The sequence below is a fragment of the Frankia nepalensis genome (assembly GCF_016786325.1).
Taxonomy (GTDB): domain Bacteria; phylum Actinomycetota; class Actinomycetes; order Frankiales; family Frankiaceae; genus Pseudofrankia; species Pseudofrankia nepalensis.
Genome location: NZ_JADWYU010000201.1, coordinates 65,092 through 89,043 on the forward strand (window position 1 = coordinate 65,092; position 23,952 = coordinate 89,043).

At 74.9% G+C, this 23,952-nt stretch carries 21 protein-coding genes; 12 read left to right on the forward strand and 9 right to left on the reverse strand.

Annotated features, from left to right (window positions below; all coding sequences use genetic code 11):
* Positions 1-333 precede the first annotated feature (333 nt).
* Entirely contained in the window at positions 334-1,482 is a 1,149-nt protein-coding gene (locus tag I6A81_RS31380) for a cysteine desulfurase family protein (protein ID WP_203004811.1), read from the forward strand.
* Between the two features lie 61 nt (positions 1,483-1,543).
* Positions 1,544-1,783 (forward strand): sulfurtransferase TusA family protein, encoded by a 240-nt coding sequence (locus I6A81_RS31385; RefSeq protein ID WP_203004810.1) that lies wholly within the window; start codon positions 1,544-1,546, stop codon positions 1,781-1,783.
* A gap of 150 nt (positions 1,784-1,933) precedes the next feature.
* Here the strand turns inward: I6A81_RS31385 and I6A81_RS31390 are convergent, their stop codons facing one another.
* Entirely contained in the window at positions 1,934-2,911 is a 978-nt protein-coding gene (locus tag I6A81_RS31390; RefSeq protein WP_203004809.1) for a carbohydrate kinase family protein, read from the reverse strand.
* A 154-nt stretch (positions 2,912-3,065) separates the two neighbouring features.
* Entirely contained in the window at positions 3,066-3,431 is a 366-nt protein-coding gene (locus I6A81_RS31395; protein WP_203004808.1) for a HesB/IscA family protein, read from the reverse strand.
* A 513-nt stretch (positions 3,432-3,944) separates the two neighbouring features.
* On the opposite strand from I6A81_RS31395, the gene nadA reads away from it, so the two are divergent.
* From nadA to I6A81_RS31410, 3 genes are all read left to right on the forward strand, one after another.
* Positions 3,945-5,135 (forward strand): quinolinate synthase NadA, encoded by a 1,191-nt coding sequence (nadA, locus tag I6A81_RS31400; RefSeq protein WP_203004807.1) that lies wholly within the window; start codon positions 3,945-3,947, stop codon positions 5,133-5,135.
* The gene (locus I6A81_RS31405; protein WP_203004806.1) at positions 5,135-5,749 is read left to right on the forward strand and encodes a DUF3043 domain-containing protein; all 615 of its coding nucleotides are present in this window, start codon (positions 5,135-5,137) and stop codon (positions 5,747-5,749) included. Before nadA ends, I6A81_RS31405 begins: the two co-directional genes overlap by 1 nt.
* A gap of 130 nt (positions 5,750-5,879) precedes the next feature.
* The gene (locus I6A81_RS31410) at positions 5,880-6,842 is read left to right on the forward strand and encodes an aldo/keto reductase family protein (protein WP_203004805.1); all 963 of its coding nucleotides are present in this window, start codon (positions 5,880-5,882) and stop codon (positions 6,840-6,842) included.
* A gap of 15 nt (positions 6,843-6,857) precedes the next feature.
* Here the strand turns inward: I6A81_RS31410 and I6A81_RS31415 are convergent, their stop codons facing one another.
* The 3 genes from I6A81_RS31415 to I6A81_RS31425 form a co-directional block, all read right to left on the reverse strand.
* Positions 6,858-7,406, reverse strand: coding sequence for a TetR/AcrR family transcriptional regulator (locus I6A81_RS31415; protein WP_238429674.1), 549 nt, complete (start codon positions 7,404-7,406; stop codon positions 6,858-6,860).
* A gap of 110 nt (positions 7,407-7,516) precedes the next feature.
* Positions 7,517-8,008, reverse strand: coding sequence for a nitroreductase/quinone reductase family protein (locus tag I6A81_RS31420; protein WP_203004804.1), 492 nt, complete (start codon positions 8,006-8,008; stop codon positions 7,517-7,519).
* 127 nt (positions 8,009-8,135) lie between these two features.
* The gene (locus tag I6A81_RS31425; protein WP_203004803.1) at positions 8,136-8,348 is read right to left on the reverse strand and encodes a hypothetical protein; all 213 of its coding nucleotides are present in this window, start codon (positions 8,346-8,348) and stop codon (positions 8,136-8,138) included.
* Between the two features lie 224 nt (positions 8,349-8,572).
* Between I6A81_RS31425 and I6A81_RS31430 the strand changes: the two genes are divergently transcribed.
* Both I6A81_RS31430 and I6A81_RS31435 read left to right on the forward strand, forming a co-directional pair.
* On the forward strand, positions 8,573-8,731 hold the full coding sequence (locus I6A81_RS31430) for a hypothetical protein (RefSeq protein WP_203004817.1): 159 nt from the start codon (positions 8,573-8,575) through the stop codon (positions 8,729-8,731).
* 21 nt (positions 8,732-8,752) lie between these two features.
* The gene (locus I6A81_RS31435; RefSeq protein WP_203004802.1) at positions 8,753-9,649 is read left to right on the forward strand and encodes an MBL fold metallo-hydrolase; all 897 of its coding nucleotides are present in this window, start codon (positions 8,753-8,755) and stop codon (positions 9,647-9,649) included.
* Between the two features lie 30 nt (positions 9,650-9,679).
* Here the strand turns inward: I6A81_RS31435 and I6A81_RS31440 are convergent, their stop codons facing one another.
* Complete coding sequence (locus I6A81_RS31440; protein ID WP_203004801.1) at positions 9,680-10,837, reverse strand: alkaline phosphatase PhoX; 1,158 nt, start codon at positions 10,835-10,837, stop codon at positions 9,680-9,682.
* 203 nt (positions 10,838-11,040) lie between these two features.
* On the opposite strand from I6A81_RS31440, the gene I6A81_RS31445 reads away from it, so the two are divergent.
* The gene (locus I6A81_RS31445; protein ID WP_203004800.1) at positions 11,041-11,346 is read left to right on the forward strand and encodes a hypothetical protein; all 306 of its coding nucleotides are present in this window, start codon (positions 11,041-11,043) and stop codon (positions 11,344-11,346) included.
* A gap of 35 nt (positions 11,347-11,381) precedes the next feature.
* Here I6A81_RS31445 and I6A81_RS31450 read toward each other — a convergent pair whose 3' ends face one another.
* Together I6A81_RS31450 and I6A81_RS31455 are read right to left on the reverse strand one after the other, a co-directional pair.
* A complete protein-coding gene (locus I6A81_RS31450) occupies positions 11,382-12,443 on the reverse strand; it encodes an adenosylcobinamide-GDP ribazoletransferase (protein ID WP_203004799.1) in 1,062 nt (353 codons plus the stop codon).
* 10 nt (positions 12,444-12,453) lie between these two features.
* Positions 12,454-13,890: a nicotinate-nucleotide--dimethylbenzimidazole phosphoribosyltransferase gene (locus I6A81_RS31455; protein WP_307875037.1), complete on the reverse strand. Its 1,437-nt coding sequence runs from the start codon at positions 13,888-13,890 to the stop codon at positions 12,454-12,456.
* 369 nt (positions 13,891-14,259) lie between these two features.
* Between I6A81_RS31455 and I6A81_RS31460 the strand changes: the two genes are divergently transcribed.
* The gene (locus I6A81_RS31460) at positions 14,260-18,516 is read left to right on the forward strand and encodes a WD40 domain-containing protein (protein ID WP_238429671.1); all 4,257 of its coding nucleotides are present in this window, start codon (positions 14,260-14,262) and stop codon (positions 18,514-18,516) included.
* Between the two features lie 81 nt (positions 18,517-18,597).
* Here the strand turns inward: I6A81_RS31460 and I6A81_RS31465 are convergent, their stop codons facing one another.
* Complete coding sequence (locus tag I6A81_RS31465) at positions 18,598-20,139, reverse strand: leucyl aminopeptidase (RefSeq protein ID WP_203004797.1); 1,542 nt, start codon at positions 20,137-20,139, stop codon at positions 18,598-18,600.
* Between the two features lie 235 nt (positions 20,140-20,374).
* Here I6A81_RS31465 and gcvT point away from each other — a divergent pair, with 235 nt between their 5' ends.
* The 3 genes from gcvT to I6A81_RS31480 form a co-directional block, all read left to right on the forward strand.
* On the forward strand, positions 20,375-21,478 hold the full coding sequence (gene gcvT / locus I6A81_RS31470) for a glycine cleavage system aminomethyltransferase GcvT (RefSeq protein WP_203004796.1): 1,104 nt from the start codon (positions 20,375-20,377) through the stop codon (positions 21,476-21,478).
* 337 nt (positions 21,479-21,815) lie between these two features.
* Positions 21,816-23,210, forward strand: coding sequence for a dihydrolipoyl dehydrogenase (gene lpdA, locus I6A81_RS31475; protein ID WP_203004795.1), 1,395 nt, complete (start codon positions 21,816-21,818; stop codon positions 23,208-23,210).
* Between the two features lie 418 nt (positions 23,211-23,628).
* Positions 23,629-23,952: biotin/lipoyl-containing protein (locus tag I6A81_RS31480; RefSeq protein ID WP_285223085.1), on the forward strand; the 324-nt coding region annotated here is incomplete at its 3' end.

Sequence of the window (23,952 nt, forward strand, 5' to 3'; positions counted from 1 at the left end):
CGACACGCTGTAGATGCTGCGACGGGAGCGTATCCCAGCCGACGTCACGGTTCTCGCCTGAGGCCCTCCCGCGCCAGGGTTCACACGAATCAGCCCTCGCACAAGAACGCGCAGAGTGATGACTCAATACGAACAGTTGTCGAGGCGGCCCATCCGCCCAGGTGAACCGACCCGAAGGACCGCTCCCAGCCAGGACCATCGCCGTCGCGCGCCGGCCCCGCGGGGGCCTGGCCGTGGCCGACTGTGAGACGGATCCCAGGGCGGGCGGCACGGCGATCCCGCGGTCAGCCGGTCGGCGGCGAGGGACGGGCGAAGGACAGTAGCGTCGAGGGCGTGCCGGCCTATCTCGACCACGCGTCGACGACCCCGCCGCACCCGGCCGCCAGGGCGGCCCTGCTCGCGGCGCTCGACGAGGGCTGGGCCGACCCGGCCCGGCTCTACCGGGAGGGCCGCCGGGCGCGGATGCTGCTCGACGCCGCCCGCGAGACTGTCGCCGGGGTGCTCGGCGCCCGGGCCGACGAGGTCTCCTTCTGCGCGAGCGGGACGGTGGCCGCGCACCTGGCGGTCCTCGGCACGGCCGCCGCCCGTCGCCGCGCCGGCGATCTGGTGCTGGTCAGCGCGGTGGAGCACTCCAGCGTGCTGCACGCCGCCGAACGCCACGAACGGGCCGGCGGCCGGACCCACACTGTCGGGGTCGACGGATACGGCCGGGTCGACCCCGCCGGGTTCACCCCGCCACCGGGCACGGCGCTGGTGTCGCTGCAGCACGCCAACCACGAGGTCGGTACCGTGCAGCCGCTCGCGGCGGTGACCGAGGTGGCGCACGCCGCCGGGGTGCCGGTGCACACCGACGCGGCGATGACCGTCGGGCAGCTCCCGGTCGACGTCGGGGAGCTGGGCGTGGACCTGCTGACGGCGAGCGGGCACAAGTTCGGCGGTCCGCCAGGGGTTGGGATCCTCGTGGTCCGCTCCGGCACCCGGTGGGCGAACCCGATGCCGGCCGACGAGCGCGAGTCCGGCCGCGCGCCCGGCTTCCCGAACCTGCCGGCGATCGTCGCGGCCGCGGCGGCGCTGCACGCCCGCGCCGGTGAGCTCGCCGCCGAACGGGAGCGGCTCGGCGCGCTGACCGCGCGGCTGCGCGCGCGGCTGCCCGAACTGGTCGACGACGTCGAGCTGCTCGGCGACCCGGACCCGGCCGGCCGGCTGCCGCACCTGGTCGCCTTCTCCTGCCTCTACGTGGCGGGCGAGGCGCTGCTGGGCGAGCTCGACCGGGCGGGGATCGCCGTCAGCAGCGGATCAAGCTGCACCTCCGACACGTTGACCCCAAGCCACGTGCTCGTGGCGATGGGGGCGCTGAGCCACGGCAACATCCGGGTCTCGTTCGGCCGCGGTTCCACCGAGGCGGACCTCTCCGCCCTGCTCGACGTCGTTCCCGGCGCCGTCACCGCCATCCGCGAGCGCGCCGGCGCGGTGGGGCTTTAGCCCCCGCGGGACGAAGGCGGCGCCATCGGCGCGGAAGGAGCGACATGGCGAAAGGAGCGATATGAGCGACGCGCGGGGCGGCGGGACCGCGGACGTGGTCATCGACGCGTTGGGGCGACGCTGTCCGCTGCCGATCATCGACCTGGCGAGGCGGATCGGCGACGTGCCGGTCGGCGGGACGATCGAGCTGCTCGCCGACGACCCCGCGGCGGCCGCCGACGTGGCCGCCTGGTGCCGGCTGCGCGGCCAGGAGTTGCTCGGCTCCGCCGGGCACGCGCACCTGGTCCGCCGGCTGGCCTGACCGCCCGGCCGTCGCCGGACGCCCGCCCGCCGGGCCGCGCAACGGGCACGGGCGCGGCGCGGTGGCTCCGCTGGCCACCGCGGCGCGCCCGTGCCGGCCGGCGCGGGGCCGGGCGTTCAGGAGCTGTGGCGGTTCAGGAACGGGGGCGGTTCAGGAACGGGGCAGGTACTCGCGGACCTCGGTGGCGGCGTCGGCGCCGTACGCCTCGGCGAAGCGCTTGAACAGCTCCGCCTCGTCGGCCTCGTAGTCCTGCGGGCCGACGGTCTCGAGCACCAGCGTCGCCAGCAGGCAGCCGAGCTGCGCCGAGCGCTCCAGCGGCAGGTCCCAGGACCGGCCGGCGAAGAAGCCGGCACGGAACGCGTCGCCGACGCCGGTGGGGTCCGGGGTGTCGCGCGCCGGCACGACCGGCACGTGGATCGACGTCCCGTCGCGCTCGATGCGCACGCCGTCGGCCCCGTGGGTGGTGATCCGGGCGTCGACGTGGGCGAGCACGTCGGCGTCCGACCAGCCCGTCTTCTGCTCGAGCAGCGCCTTCTCGTACTCGTTGCACAGCAGGTAGGCCGCGCCGTCGACGAGGTGGCGCACCTGCTCGCCCTCCATCCGGGCGAGCTGCTGGGAGGGGTCGGCGACGAACGGGTAGCCGTGCTGGCGGCACTCCGTGGTGTGCCGCAGCATCGCGTCCGGGTCGTTCGGGCTGATGATGACGAGATCCAGGCCGCCGAACCGGTCCGCGACCGGCGTGAGCTCGATGTTGCGGGCCTCGGACATCGCGCCCGGGTAGAAGGACGCGATCTGGCACAGGTCGTCGTCGGTGGTGCAGACGAAACGCGCGGTGTGCGCGAGGTCGCTGACCCGCACCGAGGCGGTGTCGACGCCGTGCCGGTCGAGCCAGGACCGGTAGTCGGCGAAGTCCTCGCCGACCGCGCCCACCAGGATCGGGTGCAGCCCGAGCCGGCCCAGCCCGTAGCTGATGTTGGCCGCGACCCCGCCGCGCCGGATGACCAGCTCGTCGACGAGGAAGGACAGCGAGACCCGCTCGAGCTGTTCGGCGATCAGCTGATCGGCGAACCGCCCGGGGAAGCGCATGAGGTGATCGGTCGCGATGGACCCGGTGACGGCGATACGCACGATGCCCAACTCTAACCGTCCACCTGATCGAGATCAGTAGCGCCCCGCTACGCCATCCCGCCGCCGAGAACACGGGTGCCCGGTGTGACGGGTGAATTCCGTCACACCGGGCACCCGGCGATCAGTCAGCGGCGCTCGTGGGCGCCTGTGCGATCTAGTGGAAGGAATCGCCGCAGGCGCAGGAGCCCTGGGCGTTCGGGTTGTCGATCGTGAAGCCCTGCTTCTCGATGGTGTCGACGAAGTCGATGGTGGCGCCGCCCAGGTACGGGGCACTCATCCGGTCGACGGCGACCTTGACGCCAGAGAAGTCGTGGACGGTGTCACCGTCGAGCTGGCGCTCGTCGAAGAACAGCTGGTAGCGCATGCCGGAGCAGCCACCGGGCTGCACGGCGATACGCAGGGCCAGGTCGTCGCGACCCTCCTGCTCGAGCAGGGACTTCACCTTGCTCGCGGCCAGGTCGGTGAGGATGACCTGGCTCGGCCGGGTCTGGGTGTCCGTCGTCGTGTCCTGGACGGTCATAGGGGCTCCTGCCCTTTCGGAACGTGCCTGATGGATGCGCTGCGCGGAGCCCACGCGATCCACATCGGATCCCGCGCCCCCACACACGGCACCGTCGGTGTGCCGCCGCGATAGTCGGTGCCAACAACGTCGGCCCGGTTCCGCTTCCCATCGTAACTACGGACCGAGCAGCCGGCCACGACGTCCGGCGCCCTCCGCCGGCTCGTGAGCCGGTCCCGCCAGTGCCGACAGGACAGGCATCCTTGCCTGACGGTCCTCCCGGCCGGGTCCCGGGTGACCCATCTCACTCGGGACCAACGCCCCTGCCGCGGACCTGGCCATCGGCTGGCGGCACCGGGGCGGGCGGCCCGAGCCGTCGCCGAGGTGTCGCGCGCCTTACGCCCCGGCGAACCGGCCATGGCGGCCGAGTTAGTGTCTCTTCGACCATTAATGAGTTAGAGTCTGAACGACCATATGTGCGAGCTGCACCGCGAGTGCGCTGCCCGCGCGAGTGCGCCGTCCGAAGGGGCTGCCATGACGACCAACCCGACCCTGGAGCGCATCGGCGTGACGCCGTCGCCGCTGGCCCTGCTCCTGCTCGGCCAGGGCGCCGACCCGGACAGCGAGCGCGGCGTCGACTGCCCAGGAGCACTGCCGGCCGCCGCCGACCCGCGGCTGGCCGAGCGGGCGGCCGCCGCGAAGGAAGCCCTCGGCGGCAAGGTCTTCGTCCTCGGCCACCACTACCAGCGCGACGACGTGATCGCGTTCGCCGACGTCACCGGCGACTCGTTCAAGCTCGCCCAGCAGGCCGCCGCGCGCCCCGAGGCCGAGCACATCGTCTTCTGCGGCGTGCACTTCATGGCCGAAAGCGCCGACATCCTGACCGCGCCGCACCAACAGGTGATCCTGCCGGACCTGGCCGCCGGCTGCTCGATGGCGGACATGGCCACCGCCGAGCAGGTCGAGCAGGCCTGGGACGACCTGCTGGACGCCGGCGCCGCCGAGGGCACGGTGCCGGTGACCTACATGAACTCCTCGGCCGCGATCAAGGCGTTCACCGGCCGTCACGACGGGACGGTCTGCACGTCGTCGAACGCCCGCCGGGCACTGGAGTGGGCGTTCGGGCCGGAACGCGGCGGGCGCCGGGTACTGTTCCTCCCCGACCAGCACCTGGGCCGTAACACCGCCATCGGCGAGCTCGGCCTGACCGCGGCGGACTGCGTGGTCTACGACCCACGCCGCCCGAACGGCGGGCTCACCCCGGCCCAGCTGCGCGACGCGAAGATGATCCTGTGGCGGGGCCACTGCTCGGTGCACGGCCGGTTCACCCGGGAGTGCGTCGACGAGGTACGGGCCCGGATCCCCGGGGTAACTGTCCTGGTACACCCCGAGTGCAAGCGCGAGGTGGTGACCGGGGCGGACCTGGTCGGGTCGACGGAGTACATCATCAAGGTGGTGGACGAGGCGCCCGCCGGCTCGTCCTTCGCGATCGGCACCGAGCTCAACCTCGTGCAGCGGCTCGCGAACCGCCACCCTGACAAGAACATCGTCTTCCTGGACCGCACCGTGTGTTTCTGCTCCACAATGAACCGCATCGACATGCCACACCTCGTATGGGCGCTGGAGTCGCTCGTCCGCGGCGAGCCGGTCAACCGGATCACGGTCGCGCCGGAGGTGGCTACCTACGCCCGAAAGGCCCTCGACCAGATGTTGGCGCTCCCCTAATGGCTTCGATCAGTCTCAGGAAGCGGTCGCGCGAGGCCGAGCCGGACGCCGACGGCGCCGTGGACCTCGACGAGCCCGTCGAGGTGCTCGACACCCGCGTCACCGCCAAGAAGGGCCGGCCGACGCCCAAGCGCTCGCAGGCGCGGGCCGCCCGCTCCACCGGCGGCGCGTTCGGCCCGGCGGCCAACACGAAGGAGGCCCGGGCGCGCGCCAGGGACGAGCGCCGCCGGCAGATGGCCGAGCAGCGAACCGCCCTGCGCTCCGGCGACCTGTCGAAGATGCCCGCGCGCGAGCGCGCCCCGGAGCGGGTGCTCGCCCGGGACATCGTCGACAGCCGGATCAACGCGGGCACGTTCTTCCTGTTCGCCATCGCCTTCTACCTGGTCGGCGGAATCGTGCCGAACAGCTACGTGCGGCTGGTCGCCGTCTACGTGATGCTGCTCGGCCTCCTCGCGGTCGCGGTCGACGGCTTCTTCCTCAGCCGCAAGGTCAGCAAGGCCATCGAGGAGCGCTACCCGGACTCGCGGGTGAAGGTGCGGCTCTACGCCATCCAGCGCTCGCTGGTGCCGCGCCGCTGGCGCACGCCACCGCCGCGGGTCAGCCGCGACCGATAGCGCCGCGAGCACGTCATCGGTGACTCGCCTGGCCCGGACGGCACGCGCGGCCGGGCCAGGCGGTCGCGTCCGCGTGGCGGTCCCGCCCGCGTCGGCCAAGAGCCATCAGACACGCCCTAGAGTCTGCGGAGTGGAGTATCGACGCCTGGGTCGCAGCGGACTGACCGTCAGCCAGATCGCGTACGGAAACTGGATCACCCACGGTGACCAGATCGAGTCCGAGCAGGCCATCGCCTGCGTGCGGGCCGCGTTCGACGAGGGGATCACCACCTTCGACACCGCCGACGTCTACGCGGGCGGGCGCGCGGAGACCGTGCTCGGCGAGGCGCTCGCCGGCACCCGGCGCGAGTCGTACGAGCTGGCGACCAAGGTCTTCTGGCCCACCGGCCCAGGTCAGAACGACAAAGGCCTGTCCCGCAAGCACATCATCGAGTCGATGAACGCGTCGCTGAAGCGGCTGCGCACCGACTACGTCGACCTCTACCAGGCGCACCGGTATGACCCGACCGTGCCGCTGGAGGAGACGCTGCGCGCGTTCGACGACCTCGTGCGCGCCGGCAAGACGCTCTACGTGGGCGTGTCCGAGTGGAGCGCCGAGCAGATCACCGAGGCGGTCCGGCTGGCGGGTGAGATGGGCCTGGACCGGATCATCTCCAACCAGCCGCAGTACTCGATGCTCTACCGCAAGATCGAGGCCGAGATCGTGCCGGCGTCGGCCAAGGCCGGCGTCTCGCAGATCGTCTGGTCGCCGATCGCGCAGGGGGTGCTGACCGGCAAGTACCTGCCGGGACAGCCTCCGCCGGCCGGCAGCCGCGCCACCGGCGCCACCGGCTCCGCCTTCATCGGGCGCCTGATGAGCGACGACGTGCTGAGGGCCGTACAGGAGCTGCGCCCGGTCGCCGACGACGCCGGGCTCTCGCTCGCCCAGTTGGCCGTCGCCTGGGTGCTGCAGAACGACAACGTCGCGTCCGCGATCATCGGCGCCTCCCGGCCGGAGCAGGTCCGCGAGAACGTCAAGGCCGCGGGCGTCACCCTCGCCCCGGAGATCCTGGCCCGCGTCGACGAGGTCCTCGGCTCGGTCGCCGAGCACTGAGCCCGGGCCCTCGGCTCAGCGGGTGAAGGCGGCCGCCATGGCTCGCCAGGTGGCGCCCAGGTCGGAGGAGTTCGAGAAGGCGTCGTCCATCTCCAGGACCACCAGGCCGTGGGTCGCGCCGAACAGCGCCTGCGCGACCCACGGGTCGCCGGTGGCCCGGTAGAACGGCTCGCCGGACCAGTCGTCCAGTCCCGGGACGAACAGGCTCCGGTCGACGCGGCCGGAGGTCGCCAGCCGGTAGAGGCTGGCGTTCGCGAACGCGAAGCGGCGGTACTCGGCGACCAGCGAGGTGACGACGTCGGCGGCGCTCGCCGCGTCGACGACGGCGTGCAGCTGGTCGCCGATGGCGAACAGCGCGTCCTCGACGAGCGCCGCCTCCAGCGCCGGCTTGCCCGGCAGGTGCTTGTAGAGCGACGCGGCCCGGATCCCGACGACCTCCCCGACACGGCGCATCGTCAGCGTGTCCGGGCCCTCGGCCGCCAGCAGCGCCCGCCCGGCCGCGACGATCTCGCGAACCCGCTCCGAGCGCTCCGGTGGCGCCGGCCGCGCCGCGACCCGCGGCAGCGGCGGCGCCGGGACGGCCGGCGACCGGACGGCCGCGGCACCCCCGCCGTCCCCGCGCCCGGCGCCTTCGTCCAGGGCCGGGCCGGCGCCGGGCAGGGAGGACGAGCGGGTCACGCGGGGATCCTCTCCAGGACGAACGCCGGGTGGCGGTGCGCGATCGCGGCGAGCTCCTCGTCGGACGAGTCGGGGCCGACCCCGCCGAAGAAGACCCCGACCTCCGCCTTCCACCGGCGCAGGTAGGCGCGCAGCACCGGGACCTTCTCTTCGTCGGCCAGCTCGGTGGCCCGGTAGTGCGCCCTGCGGCGGCCGAGGAGCAGGTCGAGCTCGCCGCCGGCCGCCCGGGCGTTGCGTACCCACTGGGTGTGGCCACGGGGCGAGACGAGGTACTCCCGGCCGTCCAGCGCGAGCAGGTTGACCGGCGTGCGCCGGGGCTGCCCGCTGGTCCGGCCGCGCACCTCCAGCACCCGGCTGCCCAGCACGCTCACCCCGGCGCGGGTCAGCGCCGCGACGAGCCTGTTGAAGACCGCGCGGGTGAACAGGCCGGGCGCCCGGTAGTGCGGCCGGTCGACCGGGGTGGGCTCGGTGGCGGGGAGGTCGGTCATGACGGCTCCTTCGACGGCTAACGCTGTTAGCCCATCCTGGGCTAACAGCGTTAGCCCCGTCAACCGGGCAGGCTAACTTTGTTAGCCGACTCTCCCTCGGGCGGGCAGCACCCGGATGGCGCCGCGGTCAGGTCGTCGGGCGCAGACTCATCGGCCCGTAGACCCGCCGAGCGTCGTCGCACAGCGTGACCTGGGTGACACCCCCCTCCAGCAGTTCGCTCCACATCTCGCCGATCCAGGTCTCCGCGTCCCCCTGGCTCGAGAACGACTCCGACCCCGACGCCCCCGCCACGGTGACCACCGCGCCGTCGTCCCCCTCATACCGCCAGGTCCAGCTCATCGCGCGCTCCCTTCGTCATGGCCCACTCGCTGGTCCATCCAACCGCCCCCGCGCGACCCGAGCCGTACCGAGACCGTCCACCTCGCGAGACCGCCCGACCCGCCAAACTCGGCTAACCTACGTAACCACCCACCCGCCCCCCGGGCAGCCACCCAGGCCGCCAGGTCGGGCCGGCCGTCCAGGCCAGGCCAGCCGGCCAACGGTCAGATCAGAAAGCGGAGGACGTGCACGTGGTCACCCTGCTCGCCGAGACGGCCCACCACAGCGACAGTGGGTACGCCCCCTGGCTCGTGGCGGTCCTCACCTTCGGGTCGATCATCCTGCTCGGCATCGTGCTGACGCTGATGACGCTCGCGGAGCGCAAGCGCCACCCGCACCCGTAGCCGCCCGCGTTCTCGCCAGGCATGCGCGTCACCCTGCTCGGCACGGGCTCGGCCGACGGCTGGCCGAACCCGTGGTGCGACTGCCCGTCGTGCGCCTGGGCGCGCGAGACGGGCACCTGTCGCGCGCAGACGGGGGTGCTGGTCGACGACGCCCTGCTCATCGACGCCGGGCCGGACGTACCCCGCTCGGCCGCCCGGTTCGGCCTCTCGCTGGGCCAGCTGCGCCATCTCGTGGTCGGGCACGCCCACCCGGATCACCTCGGGCCCGAGGCGCTGATGTGGCGCTCGTGGACCACCGCCGCCGACCGGCCGCTCGACGTCGTCGGCCCCCCGGCCGTGCTCGACGTCATCGGCGCCTTCCTGGCCCGCTGGGAGGGCCGCGAGCTGGGCGCCCCGGGCACGCCGCTGCGCCCGCTGGCGGCCGTGGCCGGGCGGCCCGTGCGGCTCGGCGGCCCCGACGGCTACCTGCTCGCCCCGGTGCCGGCGGCGCACGGGGACTCGTCGATCGGCCCCGCGGTGCTCTACGACCTCACCGGCCCGGACGGCGCCAGGCTGCTCTACGCCTGCGACACCGGCCCGCTGCCTGCCGGGACCGTCGATGCCCTGGCCGGGCGGGCCTTCGACGTCGCGCTGGTCGAGGAGAACAACGGCGACCGGCCCGGCTTCGGCGAGCACCTTGACCTCGAGACGTTCGCGGCCACCGTCGCGGCGCTGCGCGCGAACGGGGCACTCGTCGACCATTCCACCGTCGTCGCCGTGCACCTGAGCCATCGCAACCCGCCGGGACCGGAGCTGGCCCGCCGGCTGGCGGCGAGCGGGGTGGACCTGCTGCCCGACGGCACGGTCCTGGACGTCACCGCGGGCACGCGCGCCGTCGTGGCCAGGCCGCGAACGACCCCGGTGGGGCAGCGGGGCTGACATCGCCGCGGCCGCCCCACCGGGGACGCCTCAGCGCCGGAACGGGCCGGTCACCTCGAACGTGACGCCGTTGGACGAGGAGCCGGTGGTGCCGCGCTGGGACGAGAAGTAGAGCCTGGACCCGTCCGGCGAGAACGCCGGACCCGTGATCTCGGACGAGCCGTGACCGGCGAGGCGCAGGAACGGGGCGACGACCGCGTTCGGGGTGATGACGCAGATCTCCAGGTTGCCGCCGTCCTCGGCGACATAAAGGTCGCCATAGCTGGACCCGGTGATGTTGTCGACGCCGGTCAGCGGCGCCGTGCCGCCGGTGACCAGCGAGTCGTCATAGGCGAGCTCGAACGCGTTGGTCGCGCAGTTGAGTTTCCAGACCCGGTTGTCGCCCTTGGTCGTCCACCACACGAAACCGTTCGCGTAGTACACCCCCTCGCCGCCGTTGAACTTCTTGGCGGCGGAGACCTGCCTGCGGGTCGCGGTCGGTGAGCCGTCCGGATCCGGGACCGCCGCCCACGTGGCGGTCCCCGACGTCGCCGTCCCGGCGCACAGCACCTCGAGGGTGCCCGCGGACAGGTTGCCCCAGGTGGTGGGCCGGAAGCGGTAGAAACAGCCGTCGGTCTGGTCCTCGGTGAGGTAGACGACCTGGCGGACCGGGTCGCAGGCGGCCGCCTCGTGGCTGAAGCGGCCCATCGCGGGCCGCGCGACGGCGGTGGCCCCGGTCGCCGGGTAGGTCTCCCAGACCCGGCCCGTGGAGGTCTCCTCGCAGGACAGCCAGGTCCCCCACGGGGTGGCTCCCCCGGCGCAGTTGCTGCTCGTGCCGGACAGCAGCCGCTGGGCGGAGACGATCGTCCCGGACGAGTTGAACCGCAGGACCGAGGCGCCCCCGCTGGAGACCTCCGAGTTCGAGACGTACATCCAGCCGCCACCGCCGCTCGTGAAGCAGGCACCGCCGTCCGGCGCGCTGTGCCACGCGTAGCCGGTGCCGGCGACGGTCTGCCCGGAGCGGGCGACGATCCTGCTGGTGAATCCGGCCGGAAGCCGCACGCCGTTCGCGTCCGCGGCGGCCAGCGCGCCATAGGGACCGGTGCCCGGCTGCGCGGGCGCGGCCAGCGCGGCCTCCCAGGTCGCGCCCGCGAACGCCGCCGCTCCAGCGCCGACAACCGCCGAACGCAGGAAAATCCGTCTGTCCACCCGAAACCTCCGCTAATTCACGAAACGGTTGTCAGGACACAGGTCGAGCCCCGCGCAAACCTAGCGGCCAAGAAATCCGAAAAACACGGGTGAATCGATGAACAGCGGATGGTCGCCGTTGAAATGTGCCGGAATTCTTCGCGATCGCGGCTGCCCCATGCCGCGGCGGCGTCCGGCGGGCCTGGCCTGGGTACACCGATCCCATGACGTGTCGGACAGCGCCAGCCCACCGAGCAGGCCGGCCGGGCTCGGCCCGGTCCGGGGTACGCGCGTTCGCCGTGCTCGTGGGGCTCTACGCCGGGCTCGCGACCGTGCCCGCCGACGGCGTGCCGGCCCGGCTCGCCGTCGTCGCCGCCACCGTCGCGCTGGTCGTCCTCGCCACCGGCCGTCCCGCGCGCTCCGGCGCCGCGGCGCCGGCGGCGCGACGGGATCTCGCTTCCGTCCTCGCCGTCGCGCTGACCCTGCTCGCCTCCGCCGGCGCCGCGTTCGCGCCACCGACCCTGGGTTGAGCACGCCGGCCTCGCGGCGGTCAGGGGACGTTGGGTCAGGGGACGTTGAGAGCGTTCTGGATCTGGTAGGGAACCGTGAAGGCCATCGACACCAGGGCGACCGCGGTGGTCAGCTCGACCAGGGCGCCGAGGACCGGCTCGGACAGGCCGGCGAAGCGGCGGGTCAGGTAACGGCGGACGAGCAGGCCGACGGCGGTCGCGGCGGCGAGCGCGAACACCGCCCGCAGCGCCCGGCTCGGGTCGCCGCCGTCGTAGTCGAGCCGCCCGGCGAGGGCGGCCAGCCCGATGGCCACGACCACCGCGAGCAGGGCCGCGGGCGGCGAGACCGGCCCGACCACGACCCGCCGCGCCGGCCCGCCCTCCGCCGGGCCGGACGCCACGGCGCGCGGGAGGTCCGACAGGTCGTCCGCCAGGCCGGCCGGGTGGCGCCCGGCGCAGGCGAGTGTGATCGCCAGCCGGCTGGCCATGCAGGCCACGAGCACGCTCACCGTGCCCCGATGCGCGACGATCGCCGTGTACAGCGCGCAGACCTGGATCAGCACGACGAACAGCACCGTGACGGCACCCACGGCGCCGAGCGCGGCCGGTGGCGCCGGCACCCACCCGCCGGGCGCGGCGCCGCCGGCCGGGGCGGTCGCGACCACGCCAGCGGCCTCCTCCCGTCCGCCGGCCTCCCATCCACCGGCGCGCCGTCCACCGGCGCCGGGCGCGCGGACGTGTCCCGCCTGTCCGGCGAGCGCGGCGCCGGCTCCGGCGCGGCCAGGCTCCGGCGCGCCCGCCCGCCCCGGCCAGACCCGGCCCGCGCGCCCGGCGGCCAGCGCGTCCGCCACCGCCGCGAGGCCGGCCAGGTGGCGTGCCCCGGTGGCGGCGGCCAGCGTCGCGAGCCCCACCACCGCCGGCAGCAGCTGCTGCGGTGGCCCGGCGGGCGGCTTCGACCAGACCCGCGTGGCGACGACGAGCACGGCGGCGACCAGGCCGAGCAGCAGGCCACCAAGAGGCAGGAGCGCGGTCAGCCGGCTCGCCGCGCGCGGGCTCACCGGCCGCGCCGCGCGCGTGGGAATGGCCGCCACGACGGCGAGCGCCGAACGGATGCTCATCGACGGCCGGTCAGGTCACGTCCGCCGTGTCCACGCCGCCGGGAAGCGGCGCGGCCGCGGCGGCGGCCTCGAGGTCGGCGGCGGTCTCGACCGCGACCATGGCGAGCGCCGCGGCGGCGAGCGCGCCGGTTCCGTCCTCGGCGCGGATCCCGAGGTCGACGAGCGGGGTCAGGCCGAGGGCGGCGACCGCCTGCCGGGCGGCCGGGTCGGGGCAGTCCCCGCCCACCAGCCACCAGGCCCGCGCCCCGGGCGCCATCCGCTCGGCGGCGAGCGCCGCGGCGCAGGCCGCCCGGCCGTCGATAATCACCGGTGTTCGCCGCAGCGCCGCCTGGACCAGCAGGCCGGCCAGGGCCGCGAGATCGGCGCCGCCGGCGACCCGCAGCACCGAGCGGGGGGCGGTCGCGAAGGGACGGGTACGCCGCAGCGCGTCCCGGATCGCGGCGGTGCGCAGCATCCAGCGTTCGTCGTCACCGCCGTCACCGCGGTCGACCACGTCGATCGGCTCGGCGTCGCGCAGCGCCGCGACGACGACCGCCGCCGCCGTGTCGGCACCCACGCCGAGGGCGCCGGTCACCAGCAGGTCGGCGCCCGCGTCGATCTCCTCGTCGGCCAGCCGCCGGCCGACCGCGAGCGCCCGGTCGACCTCGGCGACGGACAGCGCGTCCTCCCGATCGATCCGGCCGTTGCCCGGCCGGACCCGGTAGCCGGCCTTGGCGGGCGGTCCCGCTGGGCTCTCGGCGCCCGGGTCCCCCGGCCCGGCGACGGCGGCGGCTTCCGCGGCGTCAGCTTCCGCGGCGACGTCGTCGGCGCCGGCGACGTCGTCGGCGCCGGCGTCCTCGACGACGGTGGGAGCGGCGACGACGACGTCGCCCGTCGGGGCCTCGGCTTCTCCCAGCCCGGCGGAGACGACATCAGCGGGAGCGGCGACGTCGGGAGTGGAGGCGTCGGGAGTGGAGGCGACGTCATCGGGGACCACGTCGCCAGAGGCGGGCGTGTCAGGGGCGGAGGCATCGGAGGCGGCGGGGGCGGCGACGGCGACGTCGACCAGCCGCAGGCCGATCCCCGCCCGGCGGGCGAGGACGGCGAGCGCCGAGGCGCCGGACTCGACCGCGGCGATCCGGCGCGCGGTGGCGCCGGCTGGCCAGGGGTACAGGCCGGCGTCCGCGATGCCGTGGTCGGCGGCGACGAGGACGGCCCGCGCCCTGGTGATCGGGCGGGGCGGCGACACCCCCTGCGCCGCGGCGAGCCAGACGGCCACGTCGCCGAGGCGGCCGAGCGCGTCGGCGGGCAGGTCGAGCGCGCGGGCGCGGCGGCGGGCGGCGGCCTGTTCCGCGGCGGCGACGGCGGCGTCCGGCTCGGGCACGTCGCCGATCTCGTGGGCGACGGACACCCAGTCGGCCGCCGCGGGCGGTGCCGTGCCGGCCAGGGCGCTCTGCGGGTTCTCCACGAGGTCCTTACTACCCGATCGTCCGCGCGCCGGGCCGCCCGCCCTGGTGACGACCGGGCCAGCCGGTCACGGCGCCGGCGACGCGGCGTCCCAGGTAATCCGGGTAATCCGGGTAATCCGAGCGATCCGGTTGATCCGAGTGATCCGGATGCCAGCGGCGAGCGGACCGTTGAACAGCCTGGTCACGCAACTGACCCGCCCCAAAGCGGAAATCAAAACACCAGCCCTATCGCCGAGGCGGACACATCGACGGCGACCCTCGCGGGCGCGCAAGCCAGCCGCAAGCCAGCAATGCGGCGGCGGCCGAGACGGTAGTTTCCGGATGTGGTCATGGTTCCGGCTGGATGGGGGAAAACGCCAGGGCGGCCTATGGGCGGCCCGCGGCGGGTCTTCCTGAGCCATACCGCGGAGCTGCGGCAGTACCCACGCGAGCAGTCGTATGTGGCCGCGGCCGAGCGCGCCCTCGCCCGCGCGGGCGACGTCGCCGTGGACATGGCCACCTTTGGCGCCCGCGACGACCCGCCGGCGGCCTTCTGCGTCGAGCAGGTCAGGGCGAGCGACGTGTACGTCGGCCTCATCGGCTTCCGCTACGGCTCGCCGACCCGGGAGCGGCCCGACCTCTCCTATACCGAGCTGGAGTTCGAGGCGGCAACGGAAGGCGGAATTCCGCGGCTGGTGTTCCTGCTCGCGGACGACGCTCTCGTCCCTATTCAGGCGTTCTCGGACCCGGTCCACGGCGACCGCCAGCGGCGGTTCCGCACCCGGCTGACCGACTCGGGCATCATCATCGCGGTCTTCCACACGCCCGCCGACCTGGAGACCGCCGTCCTCGACGCGCTGGTCAAGCTCCGCGAACGCCAGCTCAGCGCGCTCGCCGCCCTGCCCGCCCTGGCGATGGATGACTCCCTCGTGCCGGCCGACCTGGCCGCGGTCGTCCCCGACCGGCCGGCCCTGCGTACCGGCCCCCGCCGGCCCTGGATGGTGCCGTCCCGGCACGGCAAGGTGGTCGCCCGGCCCGAGCTGACCGGCACCGTCCTCGCCCGGCTGCTGGACCGCCGTGGCGTTCCCGCCGTCCCACCGGCCGCCCTGGGCGAGGCGCTGCCCGTCCTCCGGCCGGTCGCCCGGCCGCCCGCGGTCCCCGCGCTACCCGCGTCGACGGGAACCCACGCGCCCGAGGGACCGGCGGCGACCGCCGGCCAGGCGGCGCCGGCGGCGCGGGTCGTGGTGCTGCGCGGAGTGGGTGGTTTCGGCAAGACGACGCTGGCCGCCGAGGTGTGCCGGCAGCCGGAGATACCCGACGCCTTCCCCGGCGGGGTGCTGTGGGTGACCCTCGGCGAGGCGGTGGGCGGGGCGAGCCTCGCCGACAAGATCAATGACCTGAGCGAGGCGCTGTCCGGCACCCGCCCGGCACTCGCGGACCCGGAGCAGGCCGGGTTCCGCCTCGGCGAGCTGCTCGGCTCGGCCGCCCGGCTGATGGTCGTCGACGACGTGTGGACCCGCGCCCAGCTCGCGCCGTTCCTGCAGGGTGGCCCGGGCTGTGTCCGGCTGGTCACCACCCGGATGCGCGACCTGCCCGTGGACATGGCCACCACGGACACCGTCGAGGTCGGGGCGATGGCCGACGCCGAGGCCGTCCGGCTGCTCGCCCAGGACCTCGCGGCCGGCTCGGCGGCCGACCCGTCCGGCGCCGGGTCCCCGCCGACGCCGCCCCCGGGGGCCGCCGCCCTCGACACGCCGACGGGCGCGGCGCTGCCGGCCGACCGGGTGTGGCGGCTGCTGGACGCGACCGGCCGCTGGCCGGTGCTGCTGCGGCTGGTCAACCGGGCGCTGGTCCGGGAGGTGCGCGGCGGCGTCGAGCCGGCGCGCGCCGCCGACAAGGTCCTCGGCCGGCTCGCGCGGCGCGGCCCGACCGCCTTCGACGTCACCCGGCTGGAGGACCGCAACCAGGCGGTCCGGGCGACGCTGTCGGCGAGCCTCGCGCTGCTCACCGGCGACGAGCACGACCGGTACCTGGAACTCGCGATCTTCCCGGAGGACGTCGAGATCCCCGGCCAGGTGCTCAACGCCTACTGGGCCGCCACGGGCGCCCTCAGCGAGGACGAGGCCGACGACCTGTGCCAGGAGCTCGCCGACCTGTCCCTGGTGCTCGCCTACCGCCGCGACCCACCGGCCCTGCTGCTGCAGGACGTGCTGCGCTCCTACCTGCGCGCCGAGGTCGGCCCGCGCCGGCTGCGGGAGCTGCACGGCGAACTGTGCGACGCGGCACGGGCCTGGCTGCTCGGGCCCGGCGGGGCCGGCGCGCCGACCGAGCCGGCCGCGTGGTGGGAGCTTCGCGACGACGCCGGTTACCTGTGGACCCATCTGGCCACCCACCTGGCTGGCGCCGGCCGGCCCGACGAGGTGCTCGCCCTGGCCCGCGACCTGCGCTGGACGGCGGCCAAGCTCGCCCGGCCGGGCCTGGGCCTGGTCGCCGCGGACGCGGACCTGGCGCGGGCCGGCGCGCTCGCGCCCACCGACCCGATGCCCCGCGCCCTGCGCCGGGCGCTGCGCCAGACCGCGCACCTGTTCGGGCCGACGGACCCGCCGCGCGCCCTGGACGCCGTGCTGCTCAGCCGGCTCGACGGCATCCCGGCGCTGGCCGACGCGCACGCCCGGTTCGCGGCCACGCTCGCCGGGCCGCGGCTGGTCAACCGCTGGAGCCTGCCCGACCAGCCGCACCCCGGCCTCGTCCGGGTGCTGCAGGGACACCACCGCTCGGTCAACGCGTGCGCGGTCGCCCCGTCCGGCGGCTGGCTGGCCTCCGCCGGCGACGACGGCACCGTGCGGCTCTGGGACGCCGACGCGGCCACCGCGCGCGCGGTGCTGACCGGGCATCGCGGCGCCGTGCACGCCTGCGCGATCTCCCCGGACGGCCGCTTCGTCGTCTCCGGCGGGGCGGACGGGACCGCCCGCATCTGGGACGCGGCCGGCGGTCCGGCCCGCTTCGAGCTGCGCGGCCACCGCGGCGACGTGCGCGGCGTCGCCGTGGCGCCGTCGGGCCGCTGGTTCGCGACCTGCGGCGACGACGGCACGGTCCGCTGCTGGCGGGTCAACAGCGGCCGGCTCGTCCAGACGATCGAGGTCACCCGGGGCCGGCGGGTGCGCTCCTGCGCCATCAGCCCGGACGGAACGCTGCTGGCCGCGGCCTGCGAGGACGGGACGATCCGGCTGTTCGACCCACGCGTCGGCGGTCTTCCCACCGGGCTGCTCAGCGGGCACCGCGGCCCAGTGCGCCGGCTCGCCGTCTGCGCCGGGCCGGCCTGGCTGGTGTCCGTGGGTGAGGACGGCACGGCCAGGCGGTGGGATCCGGCGGCCGGGAGGGTCGTGGCGCGCCACGAGCTCGGCGCTGGCGGCGCGGCCCGGGACTGCGCGGTCAGCGCGGACGGCGGCCTGCTCGCCGCGACCGCGGCCGACGGGGTGGTGCGGCTGTGGGACACGGCGACCGGAGCCCGTCACCAGCTGGTCGGCCCGAGTGGGACGGCGGCCGTCTGCGCGCTCGCCGCGGACGGGTCCTGGCTGGTCTCCGCCGGCCGGCATGGGGTGCTGCGGGTCTGGGACACCCGGGTGGCCGACCCGGACACCACCTCCGGGGGCCGCGACGAGGGGATGCGTGGGTGCGTCGCGAGCGCCGACGGGCGCTGGGTCGTCTCCATCTCCGAGGACGGGAGCGCGGTGGTGTGGGACGTGGCCACCGCCGAGCCGGGCGCGGCGCTGGCGGGCGAGAGCCCGTTCCCCACCAGGGGCGGGGCGGTGGCGCCGGACGACAGCTGGGTGGCGCTGCCCGGCCGGGACGGCGGCGTGCGGCTGTGGGAGCCGGCGACCGGCACCGCGCGGGTGCTGATCGCGTCGCCGAGCGAGGTGCGTGGCTACGCCGCGGGGCCGGCCGGCTCCCAGCTGTTCGGGGCCTGCGCGGACGGAGTCGTGCGGATGTGGGACACCCACAGCGGCGAGTGGCTCAGGTCGTACGGCCCCGCCACGGCGGGCGGCTGGGACGGGAGCGCCTCCACCCTGGCCGAGCCGACGACCGGGTCCTCGGACCCGTCCAGACCGCCCAGGAGCGGGCCGGAGATCAGCGAGAGGTACTACTACACCGGCGATCTTGGGACCCTCGACCGCGGCGGCGCGCAGGCGTGCGCGGTCGCGCCGGACGGCGCCTGGGTGGCGGCGGGCGGCGACGACGGCCGCGTCGGCGTCTGGAACGTCCGCAGCCACGCGCAGCTCGCCCTGCTGGCCGGCCACACCGACGAGGTACTCGACCTCGTGGTCGCGCCGGACGGGCGGTTCCTGGTATCCGCTGGCGCCGACCACACGCTGCGGGTCTGGTGGACCGACGACTGGCGGCCAGGGCCGGTGCTGGCCGGGCACACCCACACCGTGCGCGCCGCCACGATCAGCCCCGACGGCGCCTTCGTCGCCAGCACGAGCGGGGACGGCTCGGTCCGGATCTGGGACACCGCTGCCTGGGGCCCCGTCGCGCTGATGCGGTTCGACGGCGCCGGGCGTGACTGCGCCTGGCTGCCCGACTCCCGCGGCCTGGTCGTCGCCGCCTCCGGCGGCCTCTACCTCTACGAACTGGTCCTCGACTGAGCTGGTCCTCGGCTGAGCCGGCCCGCTGAGCCGGGCCGCCCTGGCGGGTGCCAGTCAGCCGGGCCGGTCAGCCGGGGCCGGTCAGGCGGATGCGCGGTCCTCGGCCAGCTGGATGAGGGTGCGGGTGATCACACCGGTGCCGGCCTTGGGGGTGTGGCCGTAGGGCTCACCGCCGTTCCAGGACGGGCCGGCGATGTCCAGGTGCGCCCAGGCGACGCCGTCCGGCACGAACGCGGCCAGGAAGTGCCCGGCGACGATCATGCCACCGTCGCGGCTGCCGTTGGTCGGCACGTTGGCGAGGTCGGCGACCGTCGAGTCGAGCACCTTGCGCAGCTCCGGCGGCATCGGCATGGGCCAGACCGCCTCCCCGGTCGCCTTCGCGGCCGTGGCGACCGCGTCGACCGCCGCGTCACGCCCCAGCAGGCCGGCGGTCCGCTGGCCGAGCGCGACGATCTGCGCCCCGGTCAGCGTCGCGACGTCGACGATCATCGCCGGCGACTCCTCCATGGCCCGCACCAAAGCGTCGCCGAGGACGAGCCGGCCCTCGGCGTCGGTGTTGAGCACCTCGACCCGGGTGCCGCCGCGCAGCGTGAGCACGTCCGAAGGGCGGATCGCCGTGCCGGACGGCATGTTCTCCGCGCACGCGAGCCAGCCGACGACCCGGGCCGGCAGCCGCAGCCTCGCGGCCGCGACCATCGTCGCGAGCACCGCCGCCGCGCCCGCCATGTCGGTCTTCATCCATTCCATCGACGCCGGCGGCTTGAGCGACAGGCCGCCCGAGTCGAACGTGATGCCCTTGCCGACCAGCGCCAGCGCCGGCTCCCCCGCCTCGCCGTCGGCGGCCGCCGTCCCCGGCCATTCGAGCCGGACCAGCCGAGGCGGGTTCACCGAGCCCTGGCCGACGCCGAGCAGCCCGCCGTACCCGCCGTCGGCGAGCTCCTTCTCGTCGAGGACCTCGACGAGAAGGCCGACCGCCCCACCCTCCTGCTCGGCGATCTCCGCGAGCCTGGCCGGAGGCAGGTGGCCGGGCGGGGTGTTCACCAGGTCGCGCACCAGCCGGACGGCGTCTGCCACGACGACGGCGTGCTCGACGGCGTCGGCCGCGGTCGCCAGGTCCGCCTCGTCGACCAGCACGACGACCTGCTCGACCGGGGCCGGGCGGCCCTTCGCCGACGTGGTCCGGAACGCGTCGAAGCTGTAGGCGCCGAGCAGCGAGCCCTCGGCGACCGCCCGCGTCGCCTCGGGCGTGGCCGCCCCGCCGGCGAGCGCCAGCGTGGTCGCGACCCTGGCGGTCCCGGCGAGCGCCCTGGTCGCCGCCCCCGCGGCACGGCGCAGCGCCTCGTGCTCGACGGGCCCGCCGCCGGCCGGCAGCGGGCCGACCCCGACGGCGACGACGCTGCCCGCCTGGATCGCCCCGAGCGTCGCGAACCGGACCACCTCGCCGGCCCGGCCGGTGGCGCCGACGTCGGCGAGCACCCGCGCCAGCCGTCCGCCGAGCGCCGCGTCCAGCTCCGCCACGCCGCCGAGCGCCACCGGCCCGTCGTCGCCGGCGGCGGTGCCGATCACCACCGCGTCCACGTCCAGGGGCTTGAGGGCAGTCGCGGCGGCGGCGGCGGAGGTCATGGCCAAAGCCTAGTGCGGTTGTGGAGGATCAGATGCTTCGCACTCTGATCATCCACAACCTGTCTGACCTCGGCGCACCTATCCGTTGAAGTCCAGCGCCCTCCCGGTCTCGCCTCGCTGTGGTGGCTGAGTCGCGCTGTCGGCCGCGGCCAGCCCAACGGGTCTCGCTGTCAGGGTCGCCTTACTCACGGCGGCGGGGCCTGTAGGCAGGTGTGGAGGTCGCTACGCTGCGGCCATGGCCGACGAGAACCTGCTGCGTACCCCGCTGTTCCAGCGCCACGTCGACGCCGGCGCCAAGCTGGCCTCGTTCGGCGGCTGGGAGATGCCGATCGAGTACGCCGGCGGCGGGGTGCTCGCCGAGCACCGGGCCGTGCGGGAGGCCGTCGGCGTGTTCGACGTCAGCCATCTCGGCAAGGGACGGGTCACCGGCCAGGGGGCGGCCGAGTTCGTCAACGCCTCACTCACCAACGACCTCGCCCGGATCGGCCAGGGGCAGGCCCAGTACACGCTGTGCTGCGACGAGTCCGGCGGCGTCGTGGACGATCTGATCACCTACCTGCGCGGCGCCGAGGACGTGTTCCTGGTGCCGAACGCGGCGAACACCACCGGGGTCGTGCGCCGGCTGGCCGACGCGGCGCCCCCCGGGATCGAGGTCGCCAACCTGCACACGGCCTATGGCGTGCTCGCCGTGCAGGGCCCGCGCTCGGCCGACGTGCTGGCCGCTCTCGGCCTGCCGGCTGACGGCAACTACATGACGTTCCGCGACGCCGAGCGGAAGGGCCGGCCGGTGATGGTCTGCCGGTCGGGCTACACCGGGGAGCTCGGCTTCGAGCTGCTGCCCCGCTGGGACGACACGGCCGAGGTCTGGGACGCGGTGCTCGCGGCGGCGAGGGGCCTGGGCGGGCGCGCCTGCGGGCTGGGTGCCCGCGACACGCTGCGCACCGAGATGGGCTACCCCCTGCACGGCCAGGACCTGTCGCTGTCGATCAGTCCGCTGCGGGCGCGGGCGGGCTGGGCGGTCGGCTGGGGCAAGGAGCGCTTCTGGGGCCGCGACGCGCTGCTGGCCGAGCGGGCGGCCGGCCCGGCCCAGCTGCTGTGGGGCCTGAGGTCGACCGACCGGGGCATCCCCCGGCCGCACATGCGCGTCCTGGACGCGACCGGCGCCGACGTCGGCGAGGTCACCAGTGGCACGTTCTCGCCCACGCTGCGAGCCGGTATCGGGCTGGCGCTGCTGGACCGCGCCGTGCAGGAGGGCGCCGAGGTGAGTGTCGACGTGCGCGGCCGGCGTTCGACGATGACGGTGGCCCGGCCGCCGTTCGTCCCGTCGTCGCCCAAGTAGGCGCCGCGCCGCGGGCGCCGGTCCCGGCTGCCGACATGCGACGTTGGTCACGCTCGTCGCCCGCCACTGACGAAACCCAGCCGAGATTCCCAGCTCGGAACGGGTTCGACCCCGGGCTTACAGGCCTTACCCGGCACCAGGTCGGTCGGGGCGCCCAGCGCCCCGACGGCGGCGCGCCGGCGGTGGGGCACGCGCCCGTTTAGGCGCCCGCCCCCACGCGGGGAAGACAGGGCCGCCCGGGCCCGCCCCGGCCCCGCACGGGCGGCCAGGCACGCGGCACACCAGGATCGCGGCCGGGTCCCCTGCCGGCTACGAGTAACGAGAAGGGGCCCTTGGCGTGGCAGAATCTGCGGCCGGTCCCGTCGACCTTGTCATCCTCGGAGGCGGCAGCGGCGGATACGCCGCCGCGCTGCGCGCCGCCGAGCTTGGACTGAGCGTTGTCCTCGTCGAGAAGGACAAGCTCGGCGGCACATGCCTGCACCGCGGGTGCATCCCGACGAAGGCGCTGCTGCACTCGGCGGAGATCGTGGACAACATCCACGAGAGCGAGACCTTCGGCATCCTGTCGACCTTCAACGGGATCGACATGACCAAGGTCAACCAGTACAAGGACGGGGTCATAGGCGGCCTGTTCAAGGGCCTGACCGGTCTGATCAAGGCGCGTGGCATCGAGGTCGTCGCCGGCGAGGGCAAGCTCGTCTCGCCGACCGCGGTCGCCGTCGACGGCCGGGTGATCGAGGGCCGGCACGTGATCCTCGCCACCGGTTCCTACTCCCGCTCCCTGCCCGGTCTGGAGCTCGACCACGAGCGGGTCATCACCAGCGAGGACGCGCTCGGGCTCGACCGGGTGCCGAGCTCGGTCGTCGTGCTCGGCGGCGGGGTCATCGGCTGCGAGTTCGCGTCGGTGTGGCGGTCCTACGGCGCCGACGTGACGATCGTCGAGGCGCTGCCGCATCTGGTGCCGCTGGAGGATGAGTCCAGCTCCAAGCTGCTGGAGCGGGGCTTCCGGCGCCGTGGCATCAAGTTCAAGCTCAAGACCCGGTTCGCCGGCGTGAAGACCACCGACCACGGCGTGACCGTCTCGCTGGAGGACGGCTCGACGCTCGACGCCGAGCTGCTGCTCGTCGCGGTCGGGCGCGGCCCGGTCTCCGAGGGGCTCGGCTACGACGAGGTCGGCGTCGCGATGGAGCGCGGCTTCGTGCTCGTCGACCGCAACCTGCGCACCAACATCCCGACGATCTCGGCGATCGGTGACCTGCGGCCGGGCCTGCAGCTGGCGCACGTCGGCTTCGGGGAGGGCATCTTCGTCGCCGAGCAGCTCGCCGGGCTCAACCCGGTCCCGATCGACTACGACAACGTCCCGCGGGTCACCTACTGCTCCCCGGAGGTGGCCTCGGTCGGGCTGACCGAGGCGGTCGCCAAGGAGCGGTTCGGCGCCGACGCGGTGACCAAGGTGACCTACAACCTCGCCGGCAACGGGAAGTCCCAGATCCTGAAGACCTCCGGCGCGGTCACCGTCATCGCCCTCAAGGGGCAGGACGGGCCCGTGGTGGGCGTGCACATGGTCGGTGACCGGGTGGGCGAGCTGATCGCCGAGGCGCAGCTGATCACCAACTGGGAGGCGGTCCCGAACGACGTCGCCCAGCTGATCCACCCGCACCCCACGATGTCGGAGGCACTCGGCGAGGCCCACCTCGCCCTGGCCGGCAAGCCGTTGCACCTGCACGACTGACCGGCATGCGCTGGGCTGGCCCTGCTCGTTGGCCTTCGGCCAACTTCGCCGGGCGGCCGGTCAGGTGTCTGCCCGGGGGGCGCCCCCCGGGCCCCCGGTGTCGAGCTTCGCCCGACCTAGAACCAAGGCAACACTTGTAACAACGCCAGGCAATCGCCGGCACCCGGCATAGGCACGTCGGGTGCCGGCACGCGTCCCGCGGGTGTCTCACCGGCCGGGCCACGCCCACCTGGCCAGCTCGGCACTGTGCCGCCCGTCTGACCGCTGACCGGCCCGAAGCGCCCGTTCGGCGGTCCGGCGGGCGACACGGAGGCCGGGGCCGGCGCGGGCAGCGCGGTCGCGGTGCCACCCGGCCCGCACATGGCCTCAGTCGACACGGCCCGCACATGGCCTCAGCCAGCACAGGAGTCCCGCACGAATGTCTGTATCCGTCACGATGCCGCGTCTGGGCGAGAGCGTGTCCGAGGGCACGGTCACCCGGTGGCTCAAGCAGGAGGGTGAGCGCGTCGAGGCCGACGAGCCACTCCTCGAGGTCAGCACCGACAAGGTCGACACCGAGATCCCGGCGCCGGCGTCCGGCGTCCTCGCTTCGATCAAGGTCGCCGAGGACGAGACCGTCGAGGTCGGCGTCGAGCTCGCGGTGATCGAGGACGGCGCGGCCGCCCCGGCGGCACCGGCCGCCCCGGCCGCCGCCGAGGCGCCCGCGCCCGCCCCGACGCCGCCCCCGGCGCCGGCACCCCGG